General features: G+C 68.4%; 24 protein-coding genes. 8 read left to right on the top strand and 16 right to left on the bottom strand.

Features of this window, described 5'->3' with window-relative positions; translation table 11 throughout:
• Positions 1-11: 11 nt before the first annotated feature.
• From FHU31_RS07890 to FHU31_RS07880, 3 genes are read left to right on the top strand one after another with little or no spacing between them, the layout of a single operon-like run.
• Positions 12-1352 (top strand): bifunctional o-acetylhomoserine/o-acetylserine sulfhydrylase, encoded by a 1341-nt coding sequence (locus tag FHU31_RS07890; protein ID WP_167157228.1) that lies wholly within the window; start codon positions 12-14, stop codon positions 1350-1352.
• Positions 1349-2473 carry a homoserine O-acetyltransferase MetX gene (gene metX / locus FHU31_RS07885; protein ID WP_167157226.1) on the top strand — a complete coding sequence of 375 codons (1125 nt, stop codon included), beginning with the start codon at positions 1349-1351 and terminating at the stop codon, positions 2471-2473. The genes FHU31_RS07890 and metX overlap by 4 nt, the downstream gene beginning before the upstream one ends.
• Positions 2470-3201, top strand: a complete 732-nt coding sequence (locus FHU31_RS07880; RefSeq protein ID WP_167157224.1) for a class I SAM-dependent methyltransferase — start codon at positions 2470-2472, stop codon at positions 3199-3201. The genes metX and FHU31_RS07880 overlap by 4 nt, the downstream gene beginning before the upstream one ends.
• Here FHU31_RS07880 and FHU31_RS07875 read toward each other — a convergent pair.
• The 4 genes from FHU31_RS07875 to FHU31_RS07860 form a co-directional block, all read right to left on the bottom strand.
• On the bottom strand, positions 3165-4697 hold the full coding sequence (locus tag FHU31_RS07875) for an FAD-dependent monooxygenase (protein ID WP_167157222.1): 1533 nt from the start codon (positions 4695-4697) through the stop codon (positions 3165-3167). The two genes, FHU31_RS07880 and FHU31_RS07875, sit on opposite strands and share 37 nt — an antisense overlap.
• On the bottom strand, positions 4690-5310 hold the full coding sequence (locus FHU31_RS07870) for a TetR/AcrR family transcriptional regulator (RefSeq protein WP_167157220.1): 621 nt from the start codon (positions 5308-5310) through the stop codon (positions 4690-4692). The genes FHU31_RS07875 and FHU31_RS07870 overlap by 8 nt, the downstream gene beginning before the upstream one ends.
• A 57-nt stretch (positions 5311-5367) precedes the next feature.
• Positions 5368-5661, bottom strand: coding sequence for a DUF3017 domain-containing protein (locus FHU31_RS07865; protein ID WP_167160766.1), 294 nt, complete (start codon positions 5659-5661; stop codon positions 5368-5370).
• A gap of 122 nt (positions 5662-5783) precedes the next feature.
• Positions 5784-6632, bottom strand: coding sequence for a bifunctional methylenetetrahydrofolate dehydrogenase/methenyltetrahydrofolate cyclohydrolase (locus tag FHU31_RS07860; protein WP_167157218.1), 849 nt, complete (start codon positions 6630-6632; stop codon positions 5784-5786).
• A gap of 38 nt (positions 6633-6670) precedes the next feature.
• Between FHU31_RS07860 and FHU31_RS07855 the strand changes: the two genes are divergently transcribed.
• On the top strand, positions 6671-7882 hold the full coding sequence (locus FHU31_RS07855; protein WP_090356144.1) for an NADH:flavin oxidoreductase: 1212 nt from the start codon (positions 6671-6673) through the stop codon (positions 7880-7882).
• 76 nt (positions 7883-7958) lie between these two features.
• Positions 7959-10601 carry an FHA domain-containing protein gene (locus FHU31_RS07850; RefSeq protein WP_167157217.1) on the top strand — a complete coding sequence of 881 codons (2643 nt, stop codon included), beginning with the start codon at positions 7959-7961 and terminating at the stop codon, positions 10599-10601.
• A gap of 64 nt (positions 10602-10665) precedes the next feature.
• On the opposite strand, the gene FHU31_RS07845 is transcribed toward FHU31_RS07850, so the two are convergent.
• Genes FHU31_RS07845 through FHU31_RS07825 form a run of 5 tightly spaced genes read right to left on the bottom strand, consistent with a single transcriptional unit; the run spans position 10666 to position 15185 of the window.
• A complete protein-coding gene (locus FHU31_RS07845; RefSeq protein WP_167157215.1) occupies positions 10666-11229 on the bottom strand; it encodes a pentapeptide repeat-containing protein in 564 nt (187 codons plus the stop codon).
• Positions 11226-11786, bottom strand: a complete 561-nt coding sequence (locus tag FHU31_RS07840) for a GTP-binding protein (RefSeq protein ID WP_167160764.1) — start codon at positions 11784-11786, stop codon at positions 11226-11228. Before FHU31_RS07840 ends, FHU31_RS07845 begins: the two co-directional genes overlap by 4 nt.
• Positions 11787-11808: 22 nt before the next feature.
• Positions 11809-12177: a DUF742 domain-containing protein gene (locus FHU31_RS07835; protein WP_167157214.1), complete on the bottom strand. Its 369-nt coding sequence runs from the start codon at positions 12175-12177 to the stop codon at positions 11809-11811.
• A gap of 9 nt (positions 12178-12186) precedes the next feature.
• The gene (locus FHU31_RS07830; RefSeq protein WP_167157212.1) at positions 12187-12588 is read right to left on the bottom strand and encodes a roadblock/LC7 domain-containing protein; all 402 of its coding nucleotides are present in this window, start codon (positions 12586-12588) and stop codon (positions 12187-12189) included.
• Positions 12585-15185 carry a HAMP domain-containing sensor histidine kinase gene (locus FHU31_RS07825; RefSeq protein ID WP_167157210.1) on the bottom strand — a complete coding sequence of 867 codons (2601 nt, stop codon included), beginning with the start codon at positions 15183-15185 and terminating at the stop codon, positions 12585-12587. The genes FHU31_RS07830 and FHU31_RS07825 overlap by 4 nt, the downstream gene beginning before the upstream one ends.
• Before the next feature lie 168 nt (positions 15186-15353).
• Here FHU31_RS07825 and FHU31_RS07820 point away from each other — a divergent pair, with 168 nt between their 5' ends.
• Positions 15354-15818 carry a tRNA (cytidine(34)-2'-O)-methyltransferase gene (locus FHU31_RS07820; RefSeq protein ID WP_167157208.1) on the top strand — a complete coding sequence of 155 codons (465 nt, stop codon included), beginning with the start codon at positions 15354-15356 and terminating at the stop codon, positions 15816-15818.
• A 3-nt stretch (positions 15819-15821) separates the two neighbouring features.
• On the opposite strand, the gene FHU31_RS07815 is transcribed toward FHU31_RS07820, so the two are convergent.
• Positions 15822-16463 carry a nitroreductase family protein gene (locus tag FHU31_RS07815; RefSeq protein WP_167157206.1) on the bottom strand — a complete coding sequence of 214 codons (642 nt, stop codon included), beginning with the start codon at positions 16461-16463 and terminating at the stop codon, positions 15822-15824.
• A 23-nt stretch (positions 16464-16486) separates the two neighbouring features.
• Between FHU31_RS07815 and FHU31_RS07810 the strand changes: the two genes are divergently transcribed.
• Positions 16487-16900 (top strand): TIGR03667 family PPOX class F420-dependent oxidoreductase, encoded by a 414-nt coding sequence (locus FHU31_RS07810; protein ID WP_167157204.1) that lies wholly within the window; start codon positions 16487-16489, stop codon positions 16898-16900.
• A 48-nt stretch (positions 16901-16948) separates the two neighbouring features.
• Here FHU31_RS07810 and FHU31_RS07805 read toward each other — a convergent pair whose 3' ends face one another.
• Both FHU31_RS07805 and FHU31_RS07800 read right to left on the bottom strand, forming a co-directional pair.
• A complete protein-coding gene (locus tag FHU31_RS07805) occupies positions 16949-17170 on the bottom strand; it encodes a hypothetical protein (protein WP_208410167.1) in 222 nt (73 codons plus the stop codon).
• Between the two features lie 155 nt (positions 17171-17325).
• Positions 17326-20628, bottom strand: coding sequence for an error-prone DNA polymerase (locus FHU31_RS07800; protein WP_167157202.1), 3303 nt, complete (start codon positions 20626-20628; stop codon positions 17326-17328).
• Between the two features lie 101 nt (positions 20629-20729).
• On the opposite strand from FHU31_RS07800, the gene FHU31_RS07795 reads away from it, so the two are divergent.
• Entirely contained in the window at positions 20730-21944 is a 1215-nt protein-coding gene (locus tag FHU31_RS07795; protein WP_167157200.1) for an HNH endonuclease signature motif containing protein, read from the top strand.
• A 280-nt stretch (positions 21945-22224) separates the two neighbouring features.
• Here FHU31_RS07795 and FHU31_RS07790 read toward each other — a convergent pair whose 3' ends face one another.
• From FHU31_RS07790 to whiA, 4 genes are all read right to left on the bottom strand, one after another.
• A complete protein-coding gene (locus FHU31_RS07790; protein ID WP_167157198.1) occupies positions 22225-23316 on the bottom strand; it encodes an IS110 family RNA-guided transposase in 1092 nt (363 codons plus the stop codon).
• Between the two features lie 133 nt (positions 23317-23449).
• Positions 23450-24367 (bottom strand): universal stress protein, encoded by a 918-nt coding sequence (locus tag FHU31_RS07785; protein ID WP_167157196.1) that lies wholly within the window; start codon positions 24365-24367, stop codon positions 23450-23452.
• On the bottom strand, positions 24364-25236 hold the full coding sequence (locus FHU31_RS07780; protein ID WP_167157194.1) for a MaoC family dehydratase: 873 nt from the start codon (positions 25234-25236) through the stop codon (positions 24364-24366). The genes FHU31_RS07785 and FHU31_RS07780 overlap by 4 nt, the downstream gene beginning before the upstream one ends.
• Positions 25237-25469: 233 nt before the next feature.
• A complete protein-coding gene (gene whiA, locus FHU31_RS07775) occupies positions 25470-26456 on the bottom strand; it encodes a DNA-binding protein WhiA (RefSeq protein ID WP_167157193.1) in 987 nt (328 codons plus the stop codon).

Below are 26456 nucleotides of genomic sequence, written 5' to 3'. Positions count from 1 at the left end.
GAGAACCGCTCATGACCGAACTCGAGAACAACCCCGACGACCTCACCGCCGCCTGGTCGTTCGAGACCAAGCAGGTACACGCCGGCCAGTCCCCCGATGCCGCCACCAACGCACGCGCGCTGCCGATCTACCAGACCACGTCCTACACCTTCGACAGCACCGACCACGCCGCCGCGCTGTTCGGGCTTGCCGAGCCCGGCAACATCTACACCCGGATCGGCAACCCGACCACCGATGTCATCGAGCAGCGGGTGGCAGCGCTCGAAGGCGGCGTCGCGGCGCTGTTCCTGTCCTCCGGGCAGGCAGCCGAGACCTTCGCCATCCTCAATCTCGCGGCCGCCGGCGACCATATTGTGTCCTCCCCCAGGCTCTACGGCGGCACGTACAACCTGTTCCACTACACGCTGCCCAAGCTGGGCATCGAGGTCAGCTTCGTGGCCGACCCGGACGATCTGGAGTCCTGGCGGGCGGCCGTGCGGCCGAACACCAAGGCCTTCTTCGCCGAGACCATCTCCAACCCCCAGATCGATGTGCTCGACATTCCCGGCGTCTCCGCGGTGGCGCATGACAACGGCGTGCCCCTGATCGTCGACAACACCATCGCCACCCCCTACCTGATCCAGCCCATCGCGCACGGCGCCGACATCGTCGTGCACTCGGCCACCAAGTACCTGGGCGGACACGGTTCGGCGATCGCCGGCGTCATCGTCGACGGGGGCAGGTTCGACTGGACACAGGGTCGCCATCCCGGTTTCACCGAACCGGACCCGAGCTACCACGGTGTCGTGTTCGCCGACCTCGGCGCGCCCGCCTACGCCCTCAAGGCCCGGGTACAGCTGCTGCGCGATCTGGGCAGCGCGCTGTCCCCCTTCAACGCCTTCCTCATCGCCCAGGGATTGGAAACGCTGAGCCTGCGCGTTGAACGGCATGTGTCCAACGCCCTGCAGGTGGCCGAGTTCCTCGCCGGGCATCCCGACGTCACGTCGGTGAACTATGCGGGGCTGCCCACCTCACCCTGGTACGACCTGGGCCGCAAGATCGCCCCCAAGGGCACCGGCGCGGTGCTGGCGTTCGAGCTGGCCGGCGGCATCGCCGCAGGTAAGGCCTTCGTCGACGCGTTGACGCTGCACAGCCACGTCGCCAATATCGGTGATGTGCGTTCACTGGTCATCCACCCCGCGTCGACCACGCACCAGCAGCTGACCCCGCAGGAGCAGCTGACCACCGGGGTCACCCCCGGCCTGGTGCGGCTGGCGGTCGGTATCGAGGGCATCGACGACATCCTGGCCGATCTGGAACGGGGTTTCGCCGCGGCCCGGAAGGCCGGCGCGCGGACGGCGGCGGCAGTGTGACCGTGTCAGACACCCGCCCCGTCGTGTCCCTGCCGGCCGAAGGCGAAACCGGTCTCGTCGATATCGGTGCGCTGACGCTGGAGAACGGCGCGGTGCTCGATGACGTCACCATCGCGGTGCAACGCTGGGGCGAGCTGTCCCCCGAGCGCGACAACGTCGTGATGGTGCTGCATGCGCTGACCGGCGACTCGCATGTCACCGGTCCGGCGGGCCCGGGTCACCCCACGCCGGGTTGGTGGGACGGGGTGGCCGGCTCGGGCGCCCCGATCGACACCGACCGGTGGTGTGCGATCTCGACCAACGTGCTCGGTGGCTGCCGCGGGTCCACCGGCCCGAGTTCGCTGGCCCGTGACGGTAAGCCGTGGGGTTCGCGCTTCCCCGCCATCACGATCCGCGATCAGGTGAACGCCGATCTGGCCGCACTGGCCGCCCTGGGTATCACCCGGGTGGCGGCGGTGATCGGCGGCTCGATGGGCGGAGCCCGTGCGCTGGAGTGGATCATCGGTCACCCCGACACGGTCCGCACGGCACTGGTGCTGGCCGTCGGGGCGCGTGCGACCGCCGACCAGATCGGCACGCAGAGCAGCCAGGTCGCGGCCATCAAGGCCGATCCCGACTGGCAGGGCGGCGACTACCACGGCACCGGACGGGCCCCCACCGCCGGGCTGGAGGTCGCGCGGCGGTTCGCTCATCTGACGTATCGCGGTGAGGCCGAACTGGATTCGCGATTCCGCAACGATACGCAGGGCGACCTCCAAGGTGACGATGACGCCCGCTTCGCGATCCAGAGCTATCTGGAATACCAGGGCGAGAAGCTGGTGGCGCGCTTCGATGCGGGTACCTATGTGGCGCTGTCGGATGCGCTGTCCAGCCACGACGTCGGCCGCGGTCGCGGCGGCGTGCCCGCAGCGCTGGAGTCCTGCCAGGTGCCGGTGATCGTCGGCGGGATCACCTCCGATCGGCTGTATCCCATTCGCCTGCAACAGGAACTGGCCGACCTGCTGCCCGGCTGTGCCGGGCTCAACGTCGTCGATTCGATCTACGGCCATGACGGATTCCTGGTCGAGACGGACTCGGTGGGTGCCCTCATCCGGCAGACGCTGAAGCTCGCGGCGCAATGACCGATTCCGCGCGCAGTCGGTCACTGTCGTTCGGAGAGGAGGCCGCGGCGTACGAACGCGGCCGGCCGTCGTATCCGCCGGAGGCCATCGACTGGTTGCTGCCGCCGGGCGCACACACGGTGCTCGACCTCGGCGCCGGTACCGGCAAGCTGACCGTCCGGCTCGCCGAACGGGGGCTCGACGTGATCGCCGTCGACCCGATCCAGGAGATGCTGGAGGTGCTCAGCGCGTCGCTGCCGGACACTCCCGCCCTGCTGGGTACGGCCGAGGACATCCCGCTGCCCGATGACAGTGTGGATTCGGTGCTGGTGGCCCAGGCCTGGCACTGGTTCGACGCCGATCGTGCGGTGCGTGAGATCGCCCGGGTGCTTCGTCCCGGCGGGCGGCTGGGCCTGGTGTGGAACACCCGCGACGAGCGGATGGGCTGGGTGAAGGATCTGGGCCGGATCATCGGCCACGAGGATCACGCCCTGGAGCAGAAGGTGAGTCTGCCCGAGCCGTTCGCGGTGGTCGAGCGCACGCAGTTCGAGTGGACGAGCTACCTGACCCCGCAGGCCCTGATCGACCTGGTGGCCTCGCGCAGTTACTGCATCACCTCACCGGCCGAGGTGCGTACCCGGACCCTGGACCAGGTCCGCGAGCTGCTGAAAACCCATCCCGCGCTGGTCAATACGTCCGGTCTGGCGCTGCCCTACGTGACGGTGGGCATCCGGGCGACGCTGGGCTGACCGCACCAGCGGGCGAGCGCGGCGCGCAGACCCGAGACGGCCGGCGCGTCGACGCTGTCGGCAGCCCAGGCGACGTAACCGTCGGGCCGGAGGAGCAGCGCCGCGGGAGCGTGCCGGCAGGCTCCGGTCACCACATCCACCCGCTCGGGGAATTCCGCCACATCGAGCGCCCCACCGGAGAGGTCCAGTACGACCGGCCGGGCCTCATGCAGCAGATCGGCGACGCGGCGACCGTCGTCGAGGGTCAGATCGGGCACCAGCCGACCGGCCCACGGGTGGTCATCGCCGACGTCATAGCGCACATCGGAGCCGGCCAGCAGGTGGGCGAGGTGCCCGGCCACCTCCGGTTTGGCGGCCAGTTCACCGAAAAGCGTGCGTAGCGCGCCGACTTCGGGTCCGGGGGCCGCGAGCGCCAGTTGTGCCATCGAGTGCATCATCACCCGCTCCCCCACCGGGTGTCGCTCGCTCTGGTAGGTGTCGAGCAGGCCGTCAGCGGCCCGTCCGGCGATGACATCGGCCAGCTTCCACCCGAGGTTGACGGCATCCTGCAGGCCCAGGTTCAGGCCGGGGCCACCCATCGGCGAGTGCACGTGCGCGGCATCGCCGAGCAGCAGCACCCGCCCGACGCGGTAACGCTCAGCCTGGCGGGAGTTGATCCCGTCGAGTCGCCGAAGTGCATGTGCGCCCGGCTTTCTCGGGGGCTGGACCGGGACGTCCACGCCGAGGATCCGCCGCAGGCTGTCCCGCAACTCGGCCAGCGAGATCGGCCCTTCCTGGCTTCCGACCGTCCAGCCGTACTCGATGGTGCCGATCATCGGCCGGTCCGGCTCGAGCGGGAAGACCACGATCGAGCCGTTCTCGAATCTGCTGTTACCGAAGGGCAGCAGACCGAAACCGGGCAGTTCGTACCCGCGGCCGGGAACCAGGAGCTCGTCGGGAAGATACACATGAGCGATCCGGCTGACGATGTCCGAGGTGTGACCGACAAAGCCGACGCCGAGATTCTTGCGCACCATGCTGCGGCCACCGTCGGCACCCACCAGATACCCGGCGACCAGTTCGTCGGTCCGGTCGCCCGTGCGCACCGCCACGTGCACGGCGTGCTCGTCGGTCCGGAAATCCACCACCTCATGACCCCACCGGATATCCACCCCGAGATCGCGGGCCCGCGTTTCCAGCAGGCGCACCAATCGGGGCTGCGGCAACAGCAGCGCGTACATCGGATTGTCCGGCAACCCCAGAAACCCCAACGAGATCCCGGCGAACATCCAGCCGTAGGCAGGCTTCGGCGGTCCGTTGTCGCCACCGAACAGGTGAAAGAGGCCGCGCATATCGAGTTGCCGGATCACTTGTCCGACAAGGCCATTGGCCTTCGGCTCAGCACTCGGACCCGGCAGCCTGTCCAGCACCACCGGCCGGACGCCGGCCAGCGCGAGTTCACAGGCCAGCATCAGCCCGTTCGGGCCGGCACCGGCGATCACCACCTGCTCAGTCATGGGTTCCTTCCGGTTGGGTCAGACCGCCCGCGACGGCGGCGAACCCCTGTCGGAGCAACTCGGGGAAGGCCACCGGCGGATCGGCTTTGGCGTAGGCGTCGGCGGCGGCGTCGCCGACCGCGTGCACCACGCCGGCCACCAGCCGCGGATACATGTCGCGATCCGGATCGGTGCCGGTGCGCTCGGCGATCACCGTGATCCACTCCTCGATGAGCGCCCTGCCCACGACGCCACGAATCTCCGGACTCATCAACAGTTTCCGGACCTCGACGAGTTCGGCTCGGGTGGGCACGGCGTTTTCGGGGCCCGCCGTGGCGAAGTCCTCGTCGACCGGGATGAGGATCGATTCGGTGATCGCCGTCCACAGCGGCTCGCCGGCCGGGCGCTTTTGCAGCTCGGCGATGCTGCGCCGGACCCGTTCGGTCTGACGGTAGGCCAGGGCCTCGTACTTGCCGGTGAAGTAGTTGTTGAACGTCCGCAGCGACACCCCGGCCACCCGGGCGATGTCCTCGCGGGTGACGTTCTCCAGGCCGTGCCGGAACGTCAGTTCGAGTGCGGCATCGCTGAGCGCCCGGCGGGTATCGGCCTTCTTGCGTTCTCGCAGCCCCGTCATGACGACCACGTTAGGCAATTTTTGCCTAACGTGCAAAATTGCCCGGTGGGCAGGTTTCTAGCTGGTGCCCAGCGGGTCGATGGTCCAGGCGATGTACAGCATGACCGCACTCACAGTGGCCGTCGTGGCGACGTCGATCACCCTGGATCGCACCACCAGCAGCCCGGCCCGATCCTCGGTCAGGGCCAGGCGCAGCGCGGCGGCCACCCCGACCCCGATCGCGATCACCAGCGCGCCCCGGCGCCAGTAGCCGGCGACCACCAGCACGAAGGCCAGCACGAAAATCAGCCCGACCGCCAGGATGGGCCACTGCCCGCCGAAAACCTTGCGGGCGAAGTCCTTGAGCGTCACGGCTTTCTGGCTCTTCGCGCCAGCGCTCATCGGTGCGCTCGGCTCTTCGCGCCAGCGCTCATCGGTGCGCTCTGCTCTTCGCGCAAGCGCTCATCGGTGCGCTCTGCTCTTCGCGCAAGCGCTCATCGGCCCATCTCCGCGCGCTCGACCACGTTGGTCAGCAGGAACGCCCGCGTCAGCGGACCCACCCCACCGGGGTTGGGCGACACGTGGCCCGCCACATCCCACACGTCCGGAGCGACGTCGCCGGTCAGTTTGCCCTCCACCCGGCTCACCCCGACATCGACCACCGCCGCACCGGGTTTCACCATGTCGGCGGTCACCATGTACGGCACGCCGACCGCGGCCACGATGATGTCGGCCTGGCGGGTCAGCGCGGCCAGGTCACGAGTTCCGGTGTGGCACAACGTCACCGTGGCGTTCTCGGACCGGCGGGTCAGCAGCAGGCCCAGCGGACGGCCCACCGTCACGCCACGCCCGATCACCACGACATGCGCACCGGCGATCGGGACGTCGAACCGCCGCAGCAGATGCACGATGCCGCGCGGGGTGCAGGGCAGTGGCGCTTCTTTGCCCAGCACCAGCCGGCCCAGGTTGGTCGGATGCAGCCCGTCGGCGTCCTTGTCCGGGTCCACCCGTTCCAGTGCCGCGTTCTCGTCGAGATGCTTGGGCAACGGCAACTGCACGATGTAGCCGGTGCACTCCGGGTTGGCGTTGAGCTCGTCGATGGTGGCGTCGAGTTCGGCCTGACTGATATCGGCCGGCAGGTCCCGGCGGATCGAATTGATGCCGACCTTGGCGCAGTCGGCATGCTTGCCGCGCACATAGGCCTGCGAGCCCGGGTCGTCGCCGACCAGGATCGTGCCCAGCCCGGGCGTCCGCCCCGAAGCAGTCAACTTCGCGACGCGCTCTTTGAGATCGACGAAAATCTCGTCGCGCGTGGCCTTGCCGTCCAACGTAATCGCACCCACGGGTGCCATTCTGTCAGGCGCCGTGGCAGGCTCCGTCTATGAACAGTCCGCAGAATGTGTCCACCGATGTGTTCGGCGCAGCCCGGCTCGGTCCGGTGACCCTGCGTAACCGCATCATCAAGGCCGCCACCTTCGAAGCCGCCACGCCAGATGCCCTGGTCACCGACGATTTGATCAACTACCACCGGCTGCCCGCCGCCGGTGGTGTGGGGATGACGACGGTGGCGTATTGCGCAGTCTCCCCGGGCGGCCGCACCGACGGCTGGCAGCTGTGGATGCGCCCCGAGGCGGTGCCGGGACTGCGCCGCCTCACCGACGCCATCCACGCCGAGGGCGCGGCGATCAGCGCACAGATCGGCCACGCCGGCCCGGTGGCCAACTCCCGCACCAACAAGGCGCAGGCCCTGGCGCCCATGCGATTCTTCAACCCGCTGTCCATGCGCTTCGCCAAGAAGGCCACCAAGGACGACATCCGCGAGGTGATGGCCGCGCACGCCAACGCCGCGCGGCTGGCCATCGAATCCGGCTTCGACGCCGTCGAAGTCCACCTCGGGCACAACTACCTGGCCAGTTCGTTCCTGAGCCCGCTGCTCAACCGCCGCAGCGACGAGTTCGGCGGCTCCCTGGAGAACCGCGCCAAGGTGGCGCGCGGACTGGTGCGCGCAGTACGCGAAGCCGTCGGGGACCGGATCGCGGTGACCGCGAAGCTGAACATGAGCGACGGCGTGCGCGGCGGCATCAACACCGAGGAATCCCTGCAGACGGCGAAGTGGCTCGAAGAAGACGGTGGCCTGGACGCGATCGAGCTGACCGCGGGCAGTTCCCTGGTCAACCCGATGTACCTGTTCCGGGGCGATGCCCCGATCAAAGAGTTCGCCGCCGCGTTCAAGCCACCCATCAGTTGGGGCATGCGGATGACCGGTAACAAGTTCCTCCGCCAGTACCCGTACCGCGAGGCCTACCTGCTGCGCGAGGCCAAGCTGTTCCGCGCCGAGTTGAAGCTGCCGCTGATCCTGCTCGGCGGTATCACCAACCGCGACACCATGGACATGGCGATGGCCGAGGGATTCGACTTCGTCGCGATGGGACGCGCGCTGCTCGCCGAGCCCGACCTGATCAACCGGATCAAAGACGCCGAAGACCCAAGCTCGGTCCGTTCGACGTGCACGCACTGCAACCTGTGCATGCCGACCATCTACAGCCACACCCACTGCGTGGTGACCGGCGCCCCCGACGCCCTGGTGCACTGACCTCGGCCCCGCCGATACCGAATCGGCATGTACGCCGCCCCATACGACGGCGCCGCTACCGATAGAGTTGCAGACGATGAGCCGACCCGCCGCGCCCGCCCTGTCCGTTCGCTACGACGGGTCCGCACGGACCTTCTCCGCCGGCAACGATGTCGTCGTCGGTCGTGACCTGCGCGCAGACGTCCGGATCGCCCACCCGCTGATCTCCCGTGCGCACCTGGTGCTGCGCTTCGACCAGGGCCGCTGGATCGCCATCGACAACGGCTCCCTCAACGGGATGTACGTCAACGGCCAGCGGGTACCCACCATCGACATCACCGACGGCCAGCGCCTCAACATCGGTAACCCCGATGGTCCGCTGCTGACCTTCGAGGTGGGGCGCCACCAGGGATCGGCCGGTACGCCGCCGCAGACCGCCTCCATACCCGTCACCGCGCGGCAGAGCACGGCGTGGCCGACACAGCCGCCGTCGTCCAGCCCCTGGCCCACAGCGGGACCGCCGGTGTCACGGCCGCAGCCGCAGTACCCGTCGGCTCCCGGGGTGCCGGCCCAGCCGCACTACCCGACCGGCCCGCACTACCCGTCCGGCCCGCAGCCGAGCGCGCCGTACCCCGCCCAGCAGAGCGCGGCGCACCCGACCTACCCGCCGCCTGCGCCCGCCGCCGACGACTACCCGCCGCCGACCACCATCGGGCCGACCGCGGTGCCGCGCAGTGGCGGCGGCGACAACATCGGCACGACGATGCTCAAGATCCTGCGCCCGGGCCGCTCCCCCGAGGTGCCGCCGGGCGGGATCAAGATCGGTCGGGCGACCGACAACGACATCGTCATCCCCGACGTGCTCGCCTCGCGGCATCACGCCACCTTGGTGCCCGTGCCGGGCGGCACCGAGATCCGCGACAACCGCAGCATCAACGGCACCTTCGTCAACGGCCAGCGGGTCGACGAGGCGACGCTGCGCGACGGCGACGTCGTCACCATCGGTAACGTCGACCTGGTCTTCGCCGGCGGCACCCTGGCCCGGCGCACCGAGACCGAGGCCGACACCCGGACCGGCGGCCTGGAGGTCCGTGGCCTCACCTGGACCATCGAGGGCAACAAGACCCTGCTGGACAACATCTCCCTGGACGCCCGACCCGGCACCCTGACCGCCGTGATCGGGCCGTCCGGCGCCGGTAAGTCGACGTTCGCCAAGCAGGTCGCCGGGTACACCCACCCGACCAGCGGCACCGTCACCTTCGAGGGCCACGACATCCACGCCGAGTACGCCTCGCTGCGTTCCCGGATCGGGATGGTCCCCCAGGACGACGTGGTGCACGGTCAGCTGACCGTCAAGCAGGCCCTGATGTACGCCGCGGAACTGCGGCTGCCGCCGGACACCACCAGAGAAGACCGCGAGCAGGTCGTCATGCAGGTCCTCGAAGAACTCGAGATGACCAAACATCTGGAGACCCGCGTCGACAAGCTGTCCGGCGGTCAGCGCAAGCGCGCCTCGGTGGCGCTGGAACTGCTGACCGGTCCGTCGCTGCTCATCCTCGACGAGCCGACGTCCGGTCTGGACCCGGCGCTGGACCGCCAGGTGATGTCGATGCTGCGCCAGCTGGCCGATGCCGGCCGTGTGGTGCTGGTGGTGACCCACTCGCTGACCTATCTGGATGTGTGCGACCAGGTGCTGCTGCTGGCTCCCGGCGGCAAGACGGCGTTCGCCGGCCCGCCGAACCAGATCGGCCCGCAGCTGGGCACCACGAACTGGGCCGACATCTTCAGCAGTGTGGCCGGTGACCCGGCCGAGGCGTATCGCCGTTATCTGGAGCGCAGCGCACCGACACCCCCGGCGCCGCCGTCCGAGCAACCCGGCGATCTGGGCAAGCCCGCGAAGACCAGTCTGGTGCGCCAGTTCTCGACGATCGCGCGCCGCCAGTTCCGGTTGACCATCTCAGACCGCGGCTACTTCATCTTCCTGGCGCTCCTGCCGTTCATCATGGGCACACTGGCGCTGACGGTGCCCGGCGACGTCGGGTTCGGCCTTCCGGTGCCCGCGATCAAGGGTGGTGAGGCACCCAACGAGCCGGGGCAGATCCTGGTGCTGTTGAACGTGGGCGCCATCTTCATGGGTACCGCGCTGACCATCCGCGCCCTGATCGGCGAGCGCGCGATCTTCCTGCGCGAGCAGGCCGTCGGGTTGTCGACGACCGCCTACCTGTTGGCCAAGGTGGCCATCTTCACCGTCTTCGCGCTGGTGCAGTCCGCCATCGCGGTCACCATCGCCATCCTCGGCAAGGGCTGGGGCGAGGGTGCCGTCGCGACCGGTCTGCTGCTGCCGCGCAGTCTCGAGCTCTACGTCGACGTCGCCGCCACCACCGTGTGCGCGGCGATGGTCGGTCTGGCGTTGTCGGCGCTGGCCAAGTCCAACGAACAGATCATGCCGCTGCTGGTGATCGCGATCATGTCCCAGTTGGTGTTCTCCGGCGGCATGATCCCGGTGACGGGCCGCATCGTGCTGGACCAGATGTCCTGGATCACCCCGGCCCGCTGGGGTTTTGCGGCAACGGCATCGACGATCGACCTGACCCAACTCGTGCCCGCCCCGCTGTCGCCCGACGATTCGCACTGGAAGCACACCACCGGGACCTGGCTGTTCAACATGGGGATGCTGGCGGGCCTGTCGCTGTTCTACGTCAGCTTCGTGCGGTGGAAGATCCGCCTCAAAGCGGGCTGATTCCCTGCGATTTGTGCACGTTTACCGGCGGGCAGCGCCGCTGAACGTGCACAAATCGCCCGGTTTACTCGCCGTGGATGTCGAGGCCGTGCGCCGCGGCGTAGGCCAGCCCCTGCGGAATGTCGATCCGGGCGCCCCGCACCTTCGCGGTGGTCCAGAAGGTCGGATCCAGCCGGGCGCCCCGCAGATCCGCCTGCTCGAACTTGGCGTCCTGGACCCGCACGCCGGACAGATCGGCCTGCCGCAGCACCGCCTTGCGCAGGTCCGCACCCACCAGGCTGGCCTCCCGCAGCCGTGACCCGGACAGGTCGATCCCGCGCAGATCGCAGCCACCGAGGACGGCCAGGGTCAGGTCGACCTCGGTCATGACCACCGGCCGCAGCCGGGCCTCGGTGAACACCGACCCCAGCAGGCTGCAGTTGGTGAACGTGCTGTGCCACAGCGTGGCCCGGCGGAAGTTGCAGTTGCGGAACGCCGACCCGACGTGCACCGACTCGGTGAGGTCCACGCCGCTGAAATCGCATTCGTCGAACACGGTGCGCTCGGTGCGGATCCGGCTCAGATCGTCATCGCGAAAGTCGTGTCCGGTGAACTCGCGGTCCACCCAGACCTGTTCGGGTTCGGTCATGATGGCAGCGCAGCCAGGGCGTACTCGGTGACGGCGATCAGGGCGTCCCGCGCCGAGTTCCGGTCGCGGGCATCGACCGTGACGATCGGGATGGTGTCCGACAGCGCCAGGGCCTGACGGATCGCCGCCGCGGGATGCCGCGCTCCCCCGTCGAACTCGTTCACCGCGATGATGAACGGGAGCTTGCGCGCCTCGAAGAAATCGACCGCCGCGAAACTGTCCTGCAGCCGGCGCACGTCGACCAGGATCACCGCACCGATGGCCCCGCGCACCAGGTCGTCCCACATGAACCAGAATCGCCGCTGGCCCGGTGTGCCGAACAGGTACAGCACCAGATCCTCGGCCAGGGTGATGCGGCCGAAGTCCATGGCCACCGTGGTGGTGCTCTTGTTCGGGGTGGCCTCCAGCCCGTCGACACCGGCCGACGCGTTGGTCACCAGCGCCTCGGTGCGCAGCGGCATGATCTCTGAGACCGCGCCGACGAACGTCGTCTTGCCCGCGCCGAAACCGCCGGAGATGACGATCTTGGTGGAGGAGGAGCGCTTGCGCGACGACAGTGGAGGATGTGCGGTGCCTCCTTCAAAGAGCCCGTAGGCCACGCAGAGTCCTTCCGATCAGTTCGCGTCGTTCATCGGCCGATGCCGAGTCACCGAGAGTCGCGTGCACTCTCAGATACCCCTGCGTGACGAGATCCCCGATCAGGACACGCGCCACACCGAGCGGCAACGATAGACGAGCGGCGATCTCCGCGACGGACGGACCATCCCTGCCGAGTTCCAGTATCCGCGCGCGGACGTCATTGCCGGGCCAGTGCGGCGCCGGGCCGAAATCCAGGGTACGGATCGGCGCCTCCCAGGGCAGGTGGACGGCGGACTCGGTGCGCCCGGCGGTCAGCGTGTACGGCCGCACCAGGTTGGGTTCGCCGACGTCCGATTCCCACTCGTCCACGAGCGTGGCTTACGAAGGCCGGCCGGCTCGCCGGGCCGATTGGATGACGGTGCCGACGCGTTCGACGAGGATGGCCATCTCGTAGCCGATCTGCCCGATATCGCAGGACCGGGCGGCCAGCGTCGCGAGGTTGGACCCGTCGCCGACCCGCATCAGCAGCAGGTAACCGTTCTCCATCTCCACGATCGACTGCATGACGTGGCCACCCTCGAACAGCTGCGCGGCCCCGGTCGACAGGCTGGCCAGCCCGGAGGCCACCGCGGCCAACTGGTCGGCGCGCTCGATCGGCATGTGCTCGCTGGCCGCCATCAGCAGGCCGTCGGCGGATACCAGCACGGCGTGCGTCACCCCGGACACCTCGTGGGCGAACTTGGAGACCAGCCAGTCGAGAGACTCACGGGTCGTCGTCATTCGGGTTCCTCCACGGGGGCGAGCGAAGCGACGGGATATTCGCCAGGGGCGAGCGCGACGGGATGTTCGCCGTCGCGGGCATGGGTGCGGCCCGCGTGCACACCGCCGAAGTGGCTGCTCAGACTGGCCCGTACGGCGGCCGGGTCCGGCAGCGGTCCGGTGTCGAACTCGTGGTCGGCGGAGTCAGATGCTACCGGGGTCCCGGTGTCGCCCGCCTGACCCGCCCCGGGTACCAACCGGGCACCGGGCCGGCGCACCGGGAGACCGTCGGAGGTGTGCTCGGTGACCGGCGCGTCCTCGGCGGCCGCGGCGGCGGACCAGCCGTTGTCCCACACCGACTTCCAGTCCAGGTCGGCGCTCGGCCCCAGATCGGTCGGATCGACCAGCCATTCCGACAACATCTTCTGGTAGATGGCGTCCTCGGAGCCGCTGCCGGATTCACCGTGCGCCGCTGGCGCGGGCTGGTCGTCGCGCACCTGTGCCCGGGCGGCGAAGAACGCCGAGGTGTCGGCGGGCTGGTCGACCGGCCGGACCTCCGGCTCGACGTCCGGGGGGCCGCCGGCGATCCCACTGGCCCCTGGATGACGTTGCGGGAGAAGGAGACTCTGCTCTTCGACGGTGGGTTCAGGTTCGGGTGCCGCGATGGGCGGGTCGAACACCGGCGGCGCCACCGAGGTCACCGGCGCAGGCACGAAATCGGCGAACGGGGCGGTGGCGAAACCGCCGACAAGCAGGGCCTGCGGAACGTACACACCGGCGGTGGTACCCGATGCCGGATTCCCGGCCTCGGTGCTGCGCAACCGCACCACCAGCCCGTGGGTCACCGCAAGGCGCCCGATGACGAAGTGCCCCATATGCCGCGCGGTGTACGGGTTGATCTCACCCCCGGACTGCAGCCGGATGTTGGCGACACGGAGATCGGCCTCGGTCATCCCCAGCCCCTCGTCGCCGACCTCGATGACGAGCGCACCGTCGCCGGTGTGGACGGCCGACACCCGCACCGTGGTGCTGGGCGGCGAGTACCGCAGCGCGTTGTCCATCAACTCGGCCAGGACGTGCACCAGGTCCGCGGCCACCGCGCCACTGATCTCGCTGTCGGGTACGGATCCGGTGACCACCCTGGTGTAGTCCTCGACCTCGGACGCCGCGGCGTGCACCACCGCTGCCAGCGGCACCGGACCGGACTGCTCGCGGGACACCTTGGTGCCCGACAGCACCAGCAGGTTCGCGCCGTTGCGGCGCATCCGCGCGGCGAGATGATCCAGCCGGAACAGGCTCTGCAACCGTTGCGGGTCGGCCTCATCGCGTTCGAGTTGATCGATCAGGGCGAGCTGCTGATCCACCAGCGACCGGCTGCGCCGCGACAGCGTCTCGAACATGTCGCCGACCTGAAGCTGCAGCCTGGCCTGCTCGCCCGCCAGCAGGACGGCCTGTTCGTGCAACTCGTCGACCGCGTGCGCGACCTGGCCGATCTCCTCGGTGGTGTGCACGGGCAGCGGGCGGATCGGACCGGGATCGCCACCGGAGCGCACCTGCTCCAACTCGCGGGCCAGGTCCTTGTGCGCGACCTTGAGCGCGCCGTCACGCAGTCGGCGCAAGGGCCGGACCAACGAACGCGCGGCCAGGGCCACCACCGCCAGGGCAACCAGGATGGCCCCGACGACGACGATGGCGTCCCGGACGGCGGTGGTGCGCTGCTTGGCGGCCTGGCTCTCCACCGCGGCCGTCACCGACGCCGAGGTATCGGCGATGATCTTGCCGGCGATCTCGTTGGTGACCTGGATCGACTGGGCGAGGTCAGGATTGTTCGCCAGTACCGCCGCCGGGTCGGACATCATGCCCATCCGGCGGACCATCTGTTCCTGCAGCTTCTGCGCTTCCGCTGACCCGACACCGAGCACCTGGCTCATCCCGAACAGGGTGGACGGTTCGGTACCGGCCAGGGTGATCATCGAGGTGCGCAGTTCCGGCTCGGGCAGCTCAGCACCGCCATTGACCAGCAGCTGCTGCATCATCATCTGCCCGCGCGCCCCGACGGCCCGGGACAGGCCCAGCGTTTCGGCACGGATCTTCTCGTCCTCCACCCGCACCGAGCCGTTGATCGCGTCCTCCGCGGTCAACAGGATGGGCGCGTAGGTGGTGATCCGGTCGCGCAGGCCGATGCTGTTGGAGCTCACCCCGTCGAGCAGTTGTCGACCACCCTGCAGAATCGCATCGACGCCTTTGACGACGTCGGGCACCGCGTCGGTGCCGGTGAGCTTGTCCGCCAGGGCCTTACGGCGCGAGTCGAACGCACTCAGTGCCTGCTGCGCGTCGGTTCCCGTGGAGTTGGCCAGCAGCGCGGAATCCAGCGCAGCCATGTAGTCGGTGATCGCGGGCACCAGTTCGGCGCGGTCGGCGGCGCGCCGCAACTCGGCGGCGGTGCTGAATCCGGAGTAGATCCGCAAGCCGCCGAGAACGCCGGCGAGCACGAGCGGAACCAGGGCGATGGCAAGCACTTTCCAGCCGACGGGCCAGTTGCTCAGCGCCCAGCGCGACGGCCTACGGACCGGAGGCGCCGCGTCTTGCGCTGTGGCGTGGGTGAATTCGTCGCTCATCGGCTTCCTGCTGCGTTTGCCCGCACAGGGGCCGGCGTGGCACGCCTGTCGCAATTTTTCGAGTATGACAGCCGTATGCAGCGCTTTCTACAGTTCACAGGTAACGCGCACAGTTCGTGACCGAGATGTTGCTCTGTTGTGTGATAGCGCGGATGACATCATCGTCGGATGTTCCGCGTGCTGTTCTACTCACCCCGGATCGCGCCGAACACCGGAAACGCGATCCGGATGGTGGCGGCGACGGGGTGCGAACTGCACCTGGTCGAGCCGCTGGGCTTCGATCTGTCCGAGCCGAAGCTGCGCCGGGCCGGGTTGGACTACCACGACCTGGCGTCGGTCACGGTGCATGCCGACCTGGCCTCGGCGTGGGCATTGCTGATGCCGGCCTCGGTGTACGCGTTCACCGCGCACGCCGACACATCCTTCGCCGAGGTGTCCTACCAGCCCGGCGATGTGTTGATGTTCGGCCCGGAGCCGACCGGCCTGGACGCCCAGACGCTCGCCGATCCGCATATCACCGCCCGGGTGCGTATCCCCATGCTGGACGGCCGGCGCTCACTGAATCTGTCGAACGCGGCCGCGGTGGCGGCGTACGAGGCATGGCGCCAGCACGGGTTCGACGGCGCGGTGTGACCGTTACCAGGTGTCCCAGTGCGCGAACTGTTCCGCCGGCAGCCGCTTGGCCTTCTTGAAATCGGCGCCCTTGGTGTAGGCGATCGGGAACAGGCCGGCCTGTGAGTACTTCTCGAACGGGATACCGAGCAGTTCGGCGGCTTGCTTCTCGCCGTCGCCGAGCAGGTGCAGTGTCGTCCACGCCGAACCCAGCCCGCGGGCGCGCAGCGCGAGCATGAAACTCCACACCGCGGGCAGCAGCGACCCCCAGAACGAGGCGCTCAGCCCGGCGGGCGCACCGTCGGGCCGGCCCTCCAGGACCGGGATCAACAGCACCGGGGCCTTCTCCATGTTCTCGTTCAGGTAGCTCGCCGAGGAGCGCACCGCGTCGATCTGCTCATCGCGGGCGTCACCGAAGGAATCCTTGGGCGAGGCCAGGTACGGGGTGGCGTTGGTGCGGTAGATGTCGGCGATGGCCTTCTTCTTGGCCTCGTCCTCGACGAAAACCCATTGCCAGCCTTGGGCATTGGAACCTGTCGGCGCTTGTAACGCCACGTCCAGACATTCGAGCAGCACCTCGCGGGACACCGGTTTGTCGAAATCGAGACGCTTGCGCACCGAACGCGTGGTGGTGAGGACTTCTTCCGCGGACAGGTTGAGTGTCATACCGCGAGACTACATTCGCGTCCATGACCATTGAGTTGACATCGGATATCGCAGACCGGCTGAGAACCGACGACTACGGCTGGCTCACCACCGTCGCCAAATCCGGCCAGCCGGTGCCCAAACTGGTGTGGTTCTACTTCGATGGAACCGACATCGTCGTCTACACCACGCCGAGTGCCGCCAAGGTGCGTCACATCCGCAACCACCCGCAGGTAAGCCTGAACCTCGACTCCGACGGCCACGGCGGCGGAATCGTCGTGATCGGTGGCGCCGCCCGGATCGATGCCGACGGGGTCGACGGTCGCGAGGACGCGCCGTACTGGGCCAAGTACGAGGCGGCCGCCGCACAATTCGGGCTGACCGAGGCGATGTCCGGGTACAGCACCCGCATCAAGATCGGCATCGACAAGGTGTGGACCACCCCGACCGAGGGCTGACACACCGAAAGCCTCTCCCCCGTCCGGGAAGAGGCTTTCGGTGGTTGATCAGTGGTTCTGCAGGTGCGCGATACGGGCCGGGCCGTGGTTGTTGTGCCAGCCGGGCATGGCGGTCGGGGCCGGGTGGGCGTAGGTGTCGGGGCTGTAGGAGTAGCCCGGCCCGCTCGGGGCGGTGGTCGTGGTGGCCGCGGCGGCGGTGCCGGCCAGGCCGAGGGCGCCGGCGCCCACGATGCCGGCGGTGACGATGCTGAGTCCGAGGGTCTTGATCATGTTCGTAATCCTTTGTGTGAGTGAGGCTTTGGTGTGTCTTGTCGGCTTGTTTCGCCGTTGAGACAAGAATGCCCCGGTTCACGCCCGAGATCTGTCGGGTGACCGGTGGATGCACCGGGTGAACTGCGTGTCCCCCGATCGGAGGAAGCCGCCGGTCAGCGGAAATCGCGGGACCGCGACCCCACCCGCAGATCCACCGGCGCCATCCGGTCGGCCACCACGGTGACCGCCCCGCTCGCGTTCTGCACGATGCCCCGGATGATCAGCGCCGACGCGGTCTGGGCCAGCTTGCGATGCCGCGACCACACCCCGGGCGAGCACAGCACGTTGACCATGCCGGTCTCGTCCTCCAGGTTCATGAACGTCACCCCCGCCGCCGTGGCCGGCCGCTGCCGGTGCGTCACCGCCCCCGCCACCAGGATGCGGGTCCCGTCGGGCACCTCCAGCAGCCTGCCCGCGGGGACCACCCCGAGCTCGTCGAAGTTCTCCCGCAGGAACTGGGTGGGATAACGCTCCGGGGACACCCCGGTCGCCCATACATCGGCCGCGGTGAGTTCCAGTTCCGTCATCCCGGGCAGCGACGGGATATGCGAGGAAGCACCCACCCCGGGGAGCCGGTCCGGGCGTTGCGTCGCGGCCGCTCCTGCCGACCACAACGCCTCGCGGCGGGAGATCCCGAAACAGTCCAGTGCGCCGGCGGTGGCCAGCGCCTCGGTCTGCGGGACCGACAGCTGCACCCGTGCAGTCAGATCCAGCAGTGAGGCGAACGGTCCGTGCGCCTCGCGTTCCTCGACGATGCGCTGCGCCAGCCCCTCGCCGATATGCCGGACGGCGCCGAGCCCGAGCCGCACGTCCGATCCCTCGTTCTCGCAGGTGGCATGCGGACGGCTGGCGTTGACGCACGCACCGTGCACGGCGACACCGTGCCTGCGGGCGTCGGCCACCAACGATTGGGGTGAGTAGAACCCCATCGGCTGGGCTCGCAGCAGGGCCGCGCAGAACACCGCGGGATGATGCAGTTTGAACCAGGACGAATAGAACACCAGCGACGCGAAACTCAGTGAATGGCTTTCCGGGAAACCGAAATTGGCGAAGGCCTCCAGCTTGTCGTAGATGCGGTCGGCGATATCCCCGGTGATGCCGTGCTTGTCCCGCATCCCGTCGTAGAACCGGCTGCGGAGCCGGCGCATCCGCTCGGTGGAGCGTTTGGAGCCCATGGCGCGGCGCAGCTCGTCGGCCTCGGCGGCACTGAACCCGGCGCAGTCGACCGCCAACTGCATGAGTTGCTCCTGGAAGAGCGGCACCCCCAGCGTCTTCTTCAGCGCCGGCTCCATCGACGGGTGGTCGTAGGCGACCTCCTCCAGTTCGTTGCGCCGCCGGATGTAGGGATGCACCGACCCGCCCTGGATCGGGCCGGGACGGATCAGCGCCACCTCGACCACCAGGTCGTAGAACTCGCGGGGCTTCAGCCGCGGCAGGGTCGCCATCTGGGCCCGCGACTCCACCTGGAACACCCCGACCGAATCGGCGCGCTGCAACATCTCGTACACCGCGGGCTCGGAGAGATCCAGCTGCGCCAGGTCGACCTTGAGCCCCTTGTATTCGGCCGCCAGGTCGATGGCGTAGTGCAGGGCCGAGAGCATACCGAGTCCGAGCATGTCGAACTTCACCAAACCTATTGCCGCGCAGTCATCTTTATCCCACTGCAGCACGCTGCGGTTTTCCATCCTGGCCCATTCCACCGGACACACGTCGGCGATCGGACGGTCGCAGATCACCATGCCGCCGGAGTGAATACCCATATGACGGGGCAGGTTGGAGATCTGCGTGGCCAGGTCCACCACCTGGGCGGGGATATCCTCTACATCAGGTGAGTCGGCGAGGCCGTTCCACCGGCTGATCTGCTTGCTCCACGCGTCCTGCTGCCCTTGCGAGAAACCCAGGGCACGCGCCATATCCCGGATCGCACTGCGCCCCCGGTAGGTGATGACATTGGCGACCTGCGCGGCGTAGTCCCGTCCGTACTTCTGATAGACATACTGGATGGCGTTCTCGCGCAGGTCCGATTCGATATCGATATCGATATCGGGCGGGCCATCCCGGGCCGGGGATAGGAACCGCTCGAACAGCAACTCGTTCCTGACGGGGTCGACATTGGTGACCTTGAGGGCGTAGCAGACCGCCGAGTTCGCCGCCGATCCCCTGCCCTGGCACAGGATGCCGTTCTCCCGGCAGAACCGGGTGATGTCGTGCACCACAAGGAAATAGCCCGGGAAGTTCAACTGCTCGATGATCTTCAGTTCGTGCTCGATCTGCGCATAGGCTTTGGGCGCCTGCTGCGGCGACCCGTAGCGTTCAGCGGCGCCGGCGTCGACGAGGTGGCGCAACCAGCTGTTCTCGGTGTGCCCGTCCGGCACCGCGAACGGGGGCAGCCGGGGTGCGATGAGCCTCAGCTCGAAGGCGCACTGCTCGCCGAGATCCACTGCCGCCGAGACAATATCGGGGCCGAACAGCCGCGTCATCTCCTCTCCCGAGCGTAGATGTGCCCCACCCAGCGGGGCCAACCAGCCGGCCGCGGAGTCCAGCGAGTGGCGTGACCGGATGGCTGCCATCGCCATGGCCAGCCGACCACGGGACGGCTCGGCGAAATGCGCACCGGTGGTGGCCACCACGCCCACCCCGAACCGCGGCGCCAATGCGGCCAGCGCGGCATTGCGCTCGTGATCGCGCGGATGACCGTGGTGGCTCAGCTCGACACTGACCCGATCGCGTCCGAACCGGTCCACCAGGTCGGCCAACGCGCGCACGGCCGCGTCCGGGCCGCCGTCGGACAATGCTTGGCGGACATGCCCTTTGCGGCAGCCCGTGAGGATGTGCCAGTGCCCACCCGCGGCCTCGGTGAGCGCGTCGAAGTCGTAGCGCGGTTTACCCTTCTCCCCACCGGCCAGATGCGCGGCGGCCAGCTGACGGGACAGTCGCCGGTATCCCTCCGGCCCCCTTGCCAGCACCAGCAGGTGCGGGCCGGGCGGATCGGGATCCTCGGTGCGGGCCACGTTACCCAGCGACAGTTCAGCCCCGAACACCGTGGCCACGTTGAGCTCGCGGGCGGCCTCGGCGAACCGCACCACCCCGTAGAGCCCGTCGTGGTCGGTCAGCGCGATGGCCCGCAGATCAAGCCGGGCCGCTTCCTCGACGAGTTCCTCCGGCGTGCTGGCCCCGTCCAGGAAGCTGTATGCCGAATGCGTGTGCAGTTCGGCGTACGGGACCTTGGACCGGGCCCGTTCGACATCCGCAGGACGGTAAGCACCGCGCTTGCGCGACCAGCCGGGGCTGTCCCCGCCGTCACCCGGCGGGGCCTCGATCCGGCGGGGCCCGCCACCCTCGGCAGGCCGAGGGAACCGGCCAGAGAGCACCCGCTCCATCTCCGACCAGGTCGGCGGTCCGTTGTGCCAGCCCACCCGACCCAGAGTAATCGAACATTTGTTCGATGACCAGTCGGGTTCGGGCCGGTCCATCGCGGAGGTCAGGACTTGTCGGTCCCCTCTGCGATGATGGGTTCATGTCCGGTACCGCAACACCTTTGGCCGCCGGACAGCGGCTGGAGGTGTTGTTCGACGAGATCGCCGAGTTGTGCGGGCAGCGCAATGCCATCGACGGGCGCTTGGTGCAGATCGTGGCCGAATTGGAGCGCGAGGAGCTATGTGGCCTGACCGGCGCACGGTCGGTGTCGGCGTTGGTGGCGTGGAAGACCGGGGTCGCCCCGCGTAACGCCGAGACCGTCGTCGCGGTGGCACGGCGGCTGGAAGAGTTTCCGCGCTGCGCCGAAGCGCTGCGTGAGGGGCGGTTGTCGCTGGATCAGGTCGGGGTGATCGCCGAACGTGCCGCCGAGGGCTCCGATGAGCATTACGCCGAACTGGCGTCGGTGGCCACGGTCAGCCAGCTGCGCACCGCGGTGACGATGGCACCGCGTCCCGATCCTGAGACACCGACCGAATCGGGGCCGGAGGTCACGAAAACCTCCACCGGGGACCGGTACACCACCTACCGGATCCGGCTACCCCGGCTGGAAGCCGCGACATTCGATGCCGCCGTGCAGTCCCACCACGATGCGTTGATCGCCGAACACCCCGCCGACACCGAAGAACCGTTCCCGACTCGGGTGGATGCGTTCATGAGCCTGGTCGAAGCCGGCTGGGATTCTGATGTGGCCCGGCGCCCGCACGGCCAGCACACCACCGTGGTGATCCATCTCGATATCGACAAGCCCGCCGCTGCACTGCACCTGGGCCCGGTGCTGTCCGAGGATGAACGGCGCTACCTGCTCTGCGATGCCACCTGCGAAATCTGGTTTGCACGCCACGGCCAACCGATCGGCGCCGGCCGGGCCACCCGCACCATCAACCGCCGCCTGCGCCGGGCACTCGAGCACCGCGACCGCTGCTGTGTGGTGCCCGGCTGCGCTGCCACCCGCGGACTGCACGCCCACCACCTCCAGCATTGGGAAGACGGCGGCCCCACCGAACTGTCCAACCTGGTGCTGCTCTGCCCGTTCCACCACCGCCTGCATCACCGCGGCGGCCTCACCCTCACCGGCCCCGCGGACCGGCTGGTCGTCACCGACAGCGACGGCCGAAAACTCGACGGCGGAGCCTTGGCCCGCCCACCCACCACACCGGCACCGAATGTCCCGCCCTACCCCGGACCGACCGGCGAACGCGCCCAATGGTGGTGGTACCCACCCTTCGAACCCCAGTCGCCGCCGAACGACAACTGATATGTAGAGAACTTTGTCAAGGGGCATGGGGAGGCGCCGTCGGGGAGCTACCCCGACGGCGCCTCGTTGCTTCCTTGGCGAGTCCGTGTGGTGAGCGTGTCGTTGGCGACGCGCGGTCAGACTGATATTCGCGGGTTGGCTACCGCAGGACGGGGTTTCGGCTGGATCGCATCCGCGGGTCTAGTGTCGAGCGTCGACCCGAAGGTCTGCTCATAGTTGGGTCGCGGGTCGATCCACGCGCTGCTACCACCGTGCTCGCGAGGAAGCAGTCAGGTGGCGGTCAGTCGTCCATGACCGCCAGTGACCAGCACCAGCCGGCCAGTTCACGGGCGATCGCAACGTTGGCCACGGTGGACCGCTTGCGCCGCGCCAGGAAATCCACCCACCGGTTGTGCAGACGACGGTTGCCCTCGTGACCGCGAGCACGGGCCGCCGCGGGGGCCTTCTCCCACCGTGCACGCATGACCGCTCGCGCCTGATACTTGGGTCGGTGATGCCAGGCGGCTTCGACCAGTAGTCGGCGCGCGTGAGTGTTTCCGGTCTTGGTGATCGGTCCCTGCGATCGCGTGGAACCCGACGAGGACTCCGAGGGCACCAGCCCGATGAACGCACCGATCGTGTTGCCGGTGAACCGGTTCCAGTCGCCGATCTCGACTGCCAACGCGAACGCCGTCAACGTGCCCACCCCGCGCAGGCAGGACATCCTGCGCACCACGGGGGTGAACTCACTGTCGGTGGCGATGTTCTCGATCGCCGAGTCCAGACCTCGGCGCCTGGCCTGCAACATCAACACCTGCTCGTAGTCGGAATCGAAGGCCATCCGGGTCGCCAGCGTCGGCAACTGCGGTGCCACCCGGCTCCTGAGCCACCGATCGTGCGCATCGGTCCAGGCCGCACCTTCGTAGTAGACGATGCCGTGGCGTAGCAGCAGCTTGGACAGTCGATGCCGTGCCCTCATCAGATCACCGCGGCAGTCTTCGCGTGCACGTACCAGATCACGGGCAGCTTCCTGGTTCACACTGGGGATCGACACCGAGGTGACCTCGTCCAGGCGCAGTAAACGCGCCAGATGCAGCGCATCCCGCGCATCGGTCTTTACCCGGTCCCCGGCGGGCTTGTGCAGCTTTGACGGCGCCACGACCTCGCATCTGACGCCCGTATCGGTCAGTGCCCGATACAGCCCGAAGCCGGTTGGGCCCGCCTCATAGGCCACCGCCACCGGACCAGGCAACTCCGCAATCCACGACTGAATGTGCTCATAGGACGGCGTCAACCTGGCCCGGATCACCTCCCCGGTGACGCCGTCAATCGCTGCGGCCACGACAGAACGTGCGTGCACGTCCAGCCCAATACTCGTACGCTCAGTGAACACCGGGGCCTCCCACCACTGTTGGATAGACCGGGCGGACCACTACCCACCCGGTAACCCACGAACATGGGTGAGCGAGGCCCCGGCCCGCAACCCCCTGCCACAAACGCCGACGGTCACCCCATACCGTCTAGCGTTACGGCGCCCGGCCGACGATCTCCGGACTCATGCTGCCCTCGTCCCGGTACGGGGTTCGGGGAACCACGACGATCGGGACTTCGACGACGCGCAGTATCTTGGCCGCGGTCGATCCGAGAAAGAGCTTGCGCGGCGCGGCCAGCCGGCTGGACCCGACCATGATGAGATCGCCGTCGCGCCAGGGCAGCTTGTTCACTGCGTCTTCCACGGTCGAGCCATCGGTCACTGTCGCCGTCACCGGAAAGTCCTTCGGCAGAGATTCTTTGGCGGCGTCCAGCACCTGGCGTCCATGCGTCAGGGCGTGTTCACGCACCGCGTCCGGGTCGTCGCTGCGCAGCCCACCCAGCATCGGGTCCAGCGCCACCAGAGAGACCAGTCGCAGCGGCGTGCCCGCGGCCCGGCTGGCCGCCACCGCCGTGTCCAGCAGCACGTCGGCGCCGGCGCGCTCACCGAGTGCGCAGGTGACCTCACGGACCCGTTCGACGCCGGAGAGTCGAATTCCCCTGGGTGCCACGGCCACCGGAACGGGTGCCGAATGCAGCAGTTCGTTGACCACCGAGCCCAGCGACAACCTTCCGGCCAGGCCGCCGCCGGCGCCACCCACCACGATGGCCACGGCATCCAGTCGCAGCGTCTCACGGATCAGCCCGTCGGCGAACGAATCGCTGAAGCTCACGTGCGGGTTCACCACGACATCGGCAGGCACACCGGCCATCGCCTCGGCGAGCCATTCCTGCGCCTGCCGGGACAGCACCTGTTCGTAACCACCGGCATTCACCAGTGCGGGCACCATCCGGTCCGGCGGCAGCACGACGCACAACTCGATCTCGGCACCCAGAGTCCGCGCGAACCGGACTCCGAGTGCCAGCGCATCAGCGCCACCGGGGGTGGCCAGATATCCGACAACCAGTCTCATCGGCTCGAGTACTCGGCGGCCCCGTCGTCGAGGACCACCCGCGCACCGGATCCGTCCGGCGCGGCGGCCTCGGTGCGGAACACCGCGCGCCCGTCCTCGGTGCGCCAGATCGAGGTGGTCAGCGTCTCACCGGGGAAGACCGGCGAACTGAAGCGGGCGGCCACCGCGTGGACCTTCGTCGCGTCACCGCCACCGAGTTCGGCGACCAGCGCGCGGCCGGCCACCCCGTAGGTGCACAGGCCGTGCAGGATCGGCTTGGGAAAGCCGGCCAGGGTCTGGGCGAACCAGGGGTCGCTGTGCAGCGGGTTGCGATCGCCGGAGAGCCGGTACAGCAGCGCCTGGTCCTCGCGGGTGGGCAGGGCCACCGTCGCATCGGGTGCCCGGTCGGGGAACTCGGGGGCGGTCGGTCGCCGGCCGGGCTGCCCGCCGAATCCGCCTTCGCCGCGGATCACCACCGTGGTCAGGGTTTCCACCACGACCTCGCCGGTCTCCGGGTCGGCGCCGTAGCCCTTGAGCATCACCACGGCGTTCTTGCCTTCACCCTTGTCCTGGATATCGGCGACCTCGGAGTGCACACGCAGCCGGCCGGCCGGGGGCAGCGGCTTGTGCAGCCGGATCTCCTGGGACCCGTGCAGCAGCATGCCGAAGTTGAAGCTGCCGATCTTGAGCGCCGCCGCGAACGGTGAGCACGCGATGATCGCGAAGGTGGGCAGCACCTGTTGTTCGATGTCGTGACTGTTCTCGGTGGTGAAGGCCAGATCGTCGACGCCGGCGCCCACCCCGAGTGCGTAGAGCAGGGTGTCGCGGTCGGTCCAGGTGAAGTCCTGGGGATCGGTTGTGGCGCCGACGGCGCGCGGATCGATCGGCATGGCGGGGTCTCCCTTTTTCGTCAGGCGAGGCGGTGTGACGAGCTCGTGTCGAGACGCTAGTTGACTGTAGATTCTCAGATCCTTTGTCATATGGCGATGCGCTGAGCTGCGGCGATTCGGGAGGGTTATCTCACGAGATTCAATGGAATCTGTCTCAGATTCGTGTCATATCCCATAAGCCCGCATCGGGCCGGCTCGATGCGGGCATCGAGCCGGCCAGTCCCACACCAGCGTCACCCCGGCAGGATGCCGAAGGTCGATGCACCGGTGTCGGGGATCCCAGCTCGTGCGGCAGTCCGGTCGGCCAGGTTCAGTAGTCGTCGAATTCGGCCTGCAACAGTGTCTTTGGTCATCGGTGGCTGGGCGCGGCCACCCAATTCGGTCAACGTCAGGCCGGGATTGGCCAGGCGTAGCGCTGCGACCTCTTTGAGATGTTCGGGTGCGGTGTCACCCAGGATGTGCATCGCTCGCTGCACACGTGCTGTGGACTCGGCTGCCGCCGCGGCCGCGCGCCTGGTGTTCGCCGACTCAAAGGTGGGGCTTCGTCCGGTTCCGGTCTGGGATGCGAGCCGATGGTGGTGGCGCCGATTCGACCATTGGGTACTTGTCTGTGGCGCTCCGATTTGCGCCAGCAGTGTGGTCACGGCGTCGTCGCCGCGCACGACGATACAGTCGCGCCCGCGGTCTTCGCGTCGCTGCGCAGTGACCCCGAGCCGGCGCGCCAAGCCGACCAGTGCCAGCGCCGCTTCCGGGCCCGGGCTGGACACGGTGAGCCCTTGGCGATGCCCGGTCAACGACAGGCGCCCGGTAGCGAGAATCGCTCCGCGCCAGGCCGCTTCGACCTCGTCGCGGGTACCACGGATGATCCACGGGGGCATCCCGCTGATGGGTCGTCCGCGGTGGTCGATGAGCCCGGTCTGCCGGGCGAGGTTCTCGGCGTGGGTGACGCGCAGTAGGTAGTGGTCGCTGCTACGCGTGCTGTTTCGCATGGTGTGCAGCGCCGGTATGGAGCCGTAAAGGGTATGGACAGCGCTGACCAGGCGTTGGGCACTCGGGAGGTGATCGAGTTCGGCGTCGACGACGACCTTGTTGCCAATGATGGCGAGCCCACCGGCCAGCCGTAGCATCGCCGCGACCTCAGCCTTGCGGGCATGTGCCCTTGCCACCGCTACGGAACTGAGCTCGTCTTTGACCAGGTTCACCGGTTGCGTTGATGGCAT

The sequence above is a fragment of the Mycolicibacterium fluoranthenivorans genome (genome assembly GCF_011758805.1).
In the GTDB taxonomy this organism is placed as follows: Bacteria; Actinomycetota; Actinomycetes; order Mycobacteriales; family Mycobacteriaceae; genus Mycobacterium; species Mycobacterium fluoranthenivorans.
This window is presented reverse-complemented; position numbering and strand designations above follow the sequence as displayed.

Excerpts from the sequence above, each read along its gene's own strand:
- FHU31_RS07890 (WP_167157228.1), top strand. The coding sequence starts at position 12 with ATGACCGAACTCGAGAACAACCCCGACGACCTCACCGCCGCCTGGTCG.
- FHU31_RS07880 (WP_167157224.1), top strand. The coding sequence starts at position 2,470 with ATGACCGATTCCGCGCGCAGTCGGTCACTGTCGTTCGGAGAGGAGGCC.
- FHU31_RS07875 (WP_167157222.1), bottom strand. The coding sequence starts at position 4,697 with ATGACTGAGCAGGTGGTGATCGCCGGTGCCGGCCCGAACGGGCTGATG.
- FHU31_RS07870 (WP_167157220.1), bottom strand. The coding sequence starts at position 5,310 with ATGACGGGGCTGCGAGAACGCAAGAAGGCCGATACCCGCCGGGCGCTC.
- FHU31_RS07855 (WP_090356144.1), top strand. The coding sequence starts at position 6,671 with ATGAACAGTCCGCAGAATGTGTCCACCGATGTGTTCGGCGCAGCCCGG.
- FHU31_RS07850 (WP_167157217.1), top strand. The coding sequence starts at position 7,959 with ATGAGCCGACCCGCCGCGCCCGCCCTGTCCGTTCGCTACGACGGGTCC.
- FHU31_RS07845 (WP_167157215.1), bottom strand. The coding sequence starts at position 11,229 with ATGACCGAACCCGAACAGGTCTGGGTGGACCGCGAGTTCACCGGACAC.
- FHU31_RS07830 (WP_167157212.1), bottom strand. The coding sequence starts at position 12,588 with ATGACGACGACCCGTGAGTCTCTCGACTGGCTGGTCTCCAAGTTCGCC.
- FHU31_RS07825 (WP_167157210.1), bottom strand. The coding sequence starts at position 15,185 with ATGAGCGACGAATTCACCCACGCCACAGCGCAAGACGCGGCGCCTCCG.
- FHU31_RS07820 (WP_167157208.1), top strand. The coding sequence starts at position 15,354 with ATGTTCCGCGTGCTGTTCTACTCACCCCGGATCGCGCCGAACACCGGA.
- FHU31_RS07815 (WP_167157206.1), bottom strand. The coding sequence starts at position 16,463 with ATGACACTCAACCTGTCCGCGGAAGAAGTCCTCACCACCACGCGTTCG.
- FHU31_RS07810 (WP_167157204.1), top strand. The coding sequence starts at position 16,487 with ATGACCATTGAGTTGACATCGGATATCGCAGACCGGCTGAGAACCGAC.
- FHU31_RS07805 (WP_208410167.1), bottom strand. The coding sequence starts at position 17,170 with ATGATCAAGACCCTCGGACTCAGCATCGTCACCGCCGGCATCGTGGGC.
- FHU31_RS07795 (WP_167157200.1), top strand. The coding sequence starts at position 20,730 with ATGTCCGGTACCGCAACACCTTTGGCCGCCGGACAGCGGCTGGAGGTG.
- FHU31_RS07785 (WP_167157196.1), bottom strand. The coding sequence starts at position 24,367 with ATGAGACTGGTTGTCGGATATCTGGCCACCCCCGGTGGCGCTGATGCG.
- FHU31_RS07780 (WP_167157194.1), bottom strand. The coding sequence starts at position 25,236 with ATGCCGATCGATCCGCGCGCCGTCGGCGCCACAACCGATCCCCAGGAC.
- whiA (WP_167157193.1), bottom strand. The coding sequence starts at position 26,456 with ATGCCATCAACGCAACCGGTGAACCTGGTCAAAGACGAGCTCAGTTCC.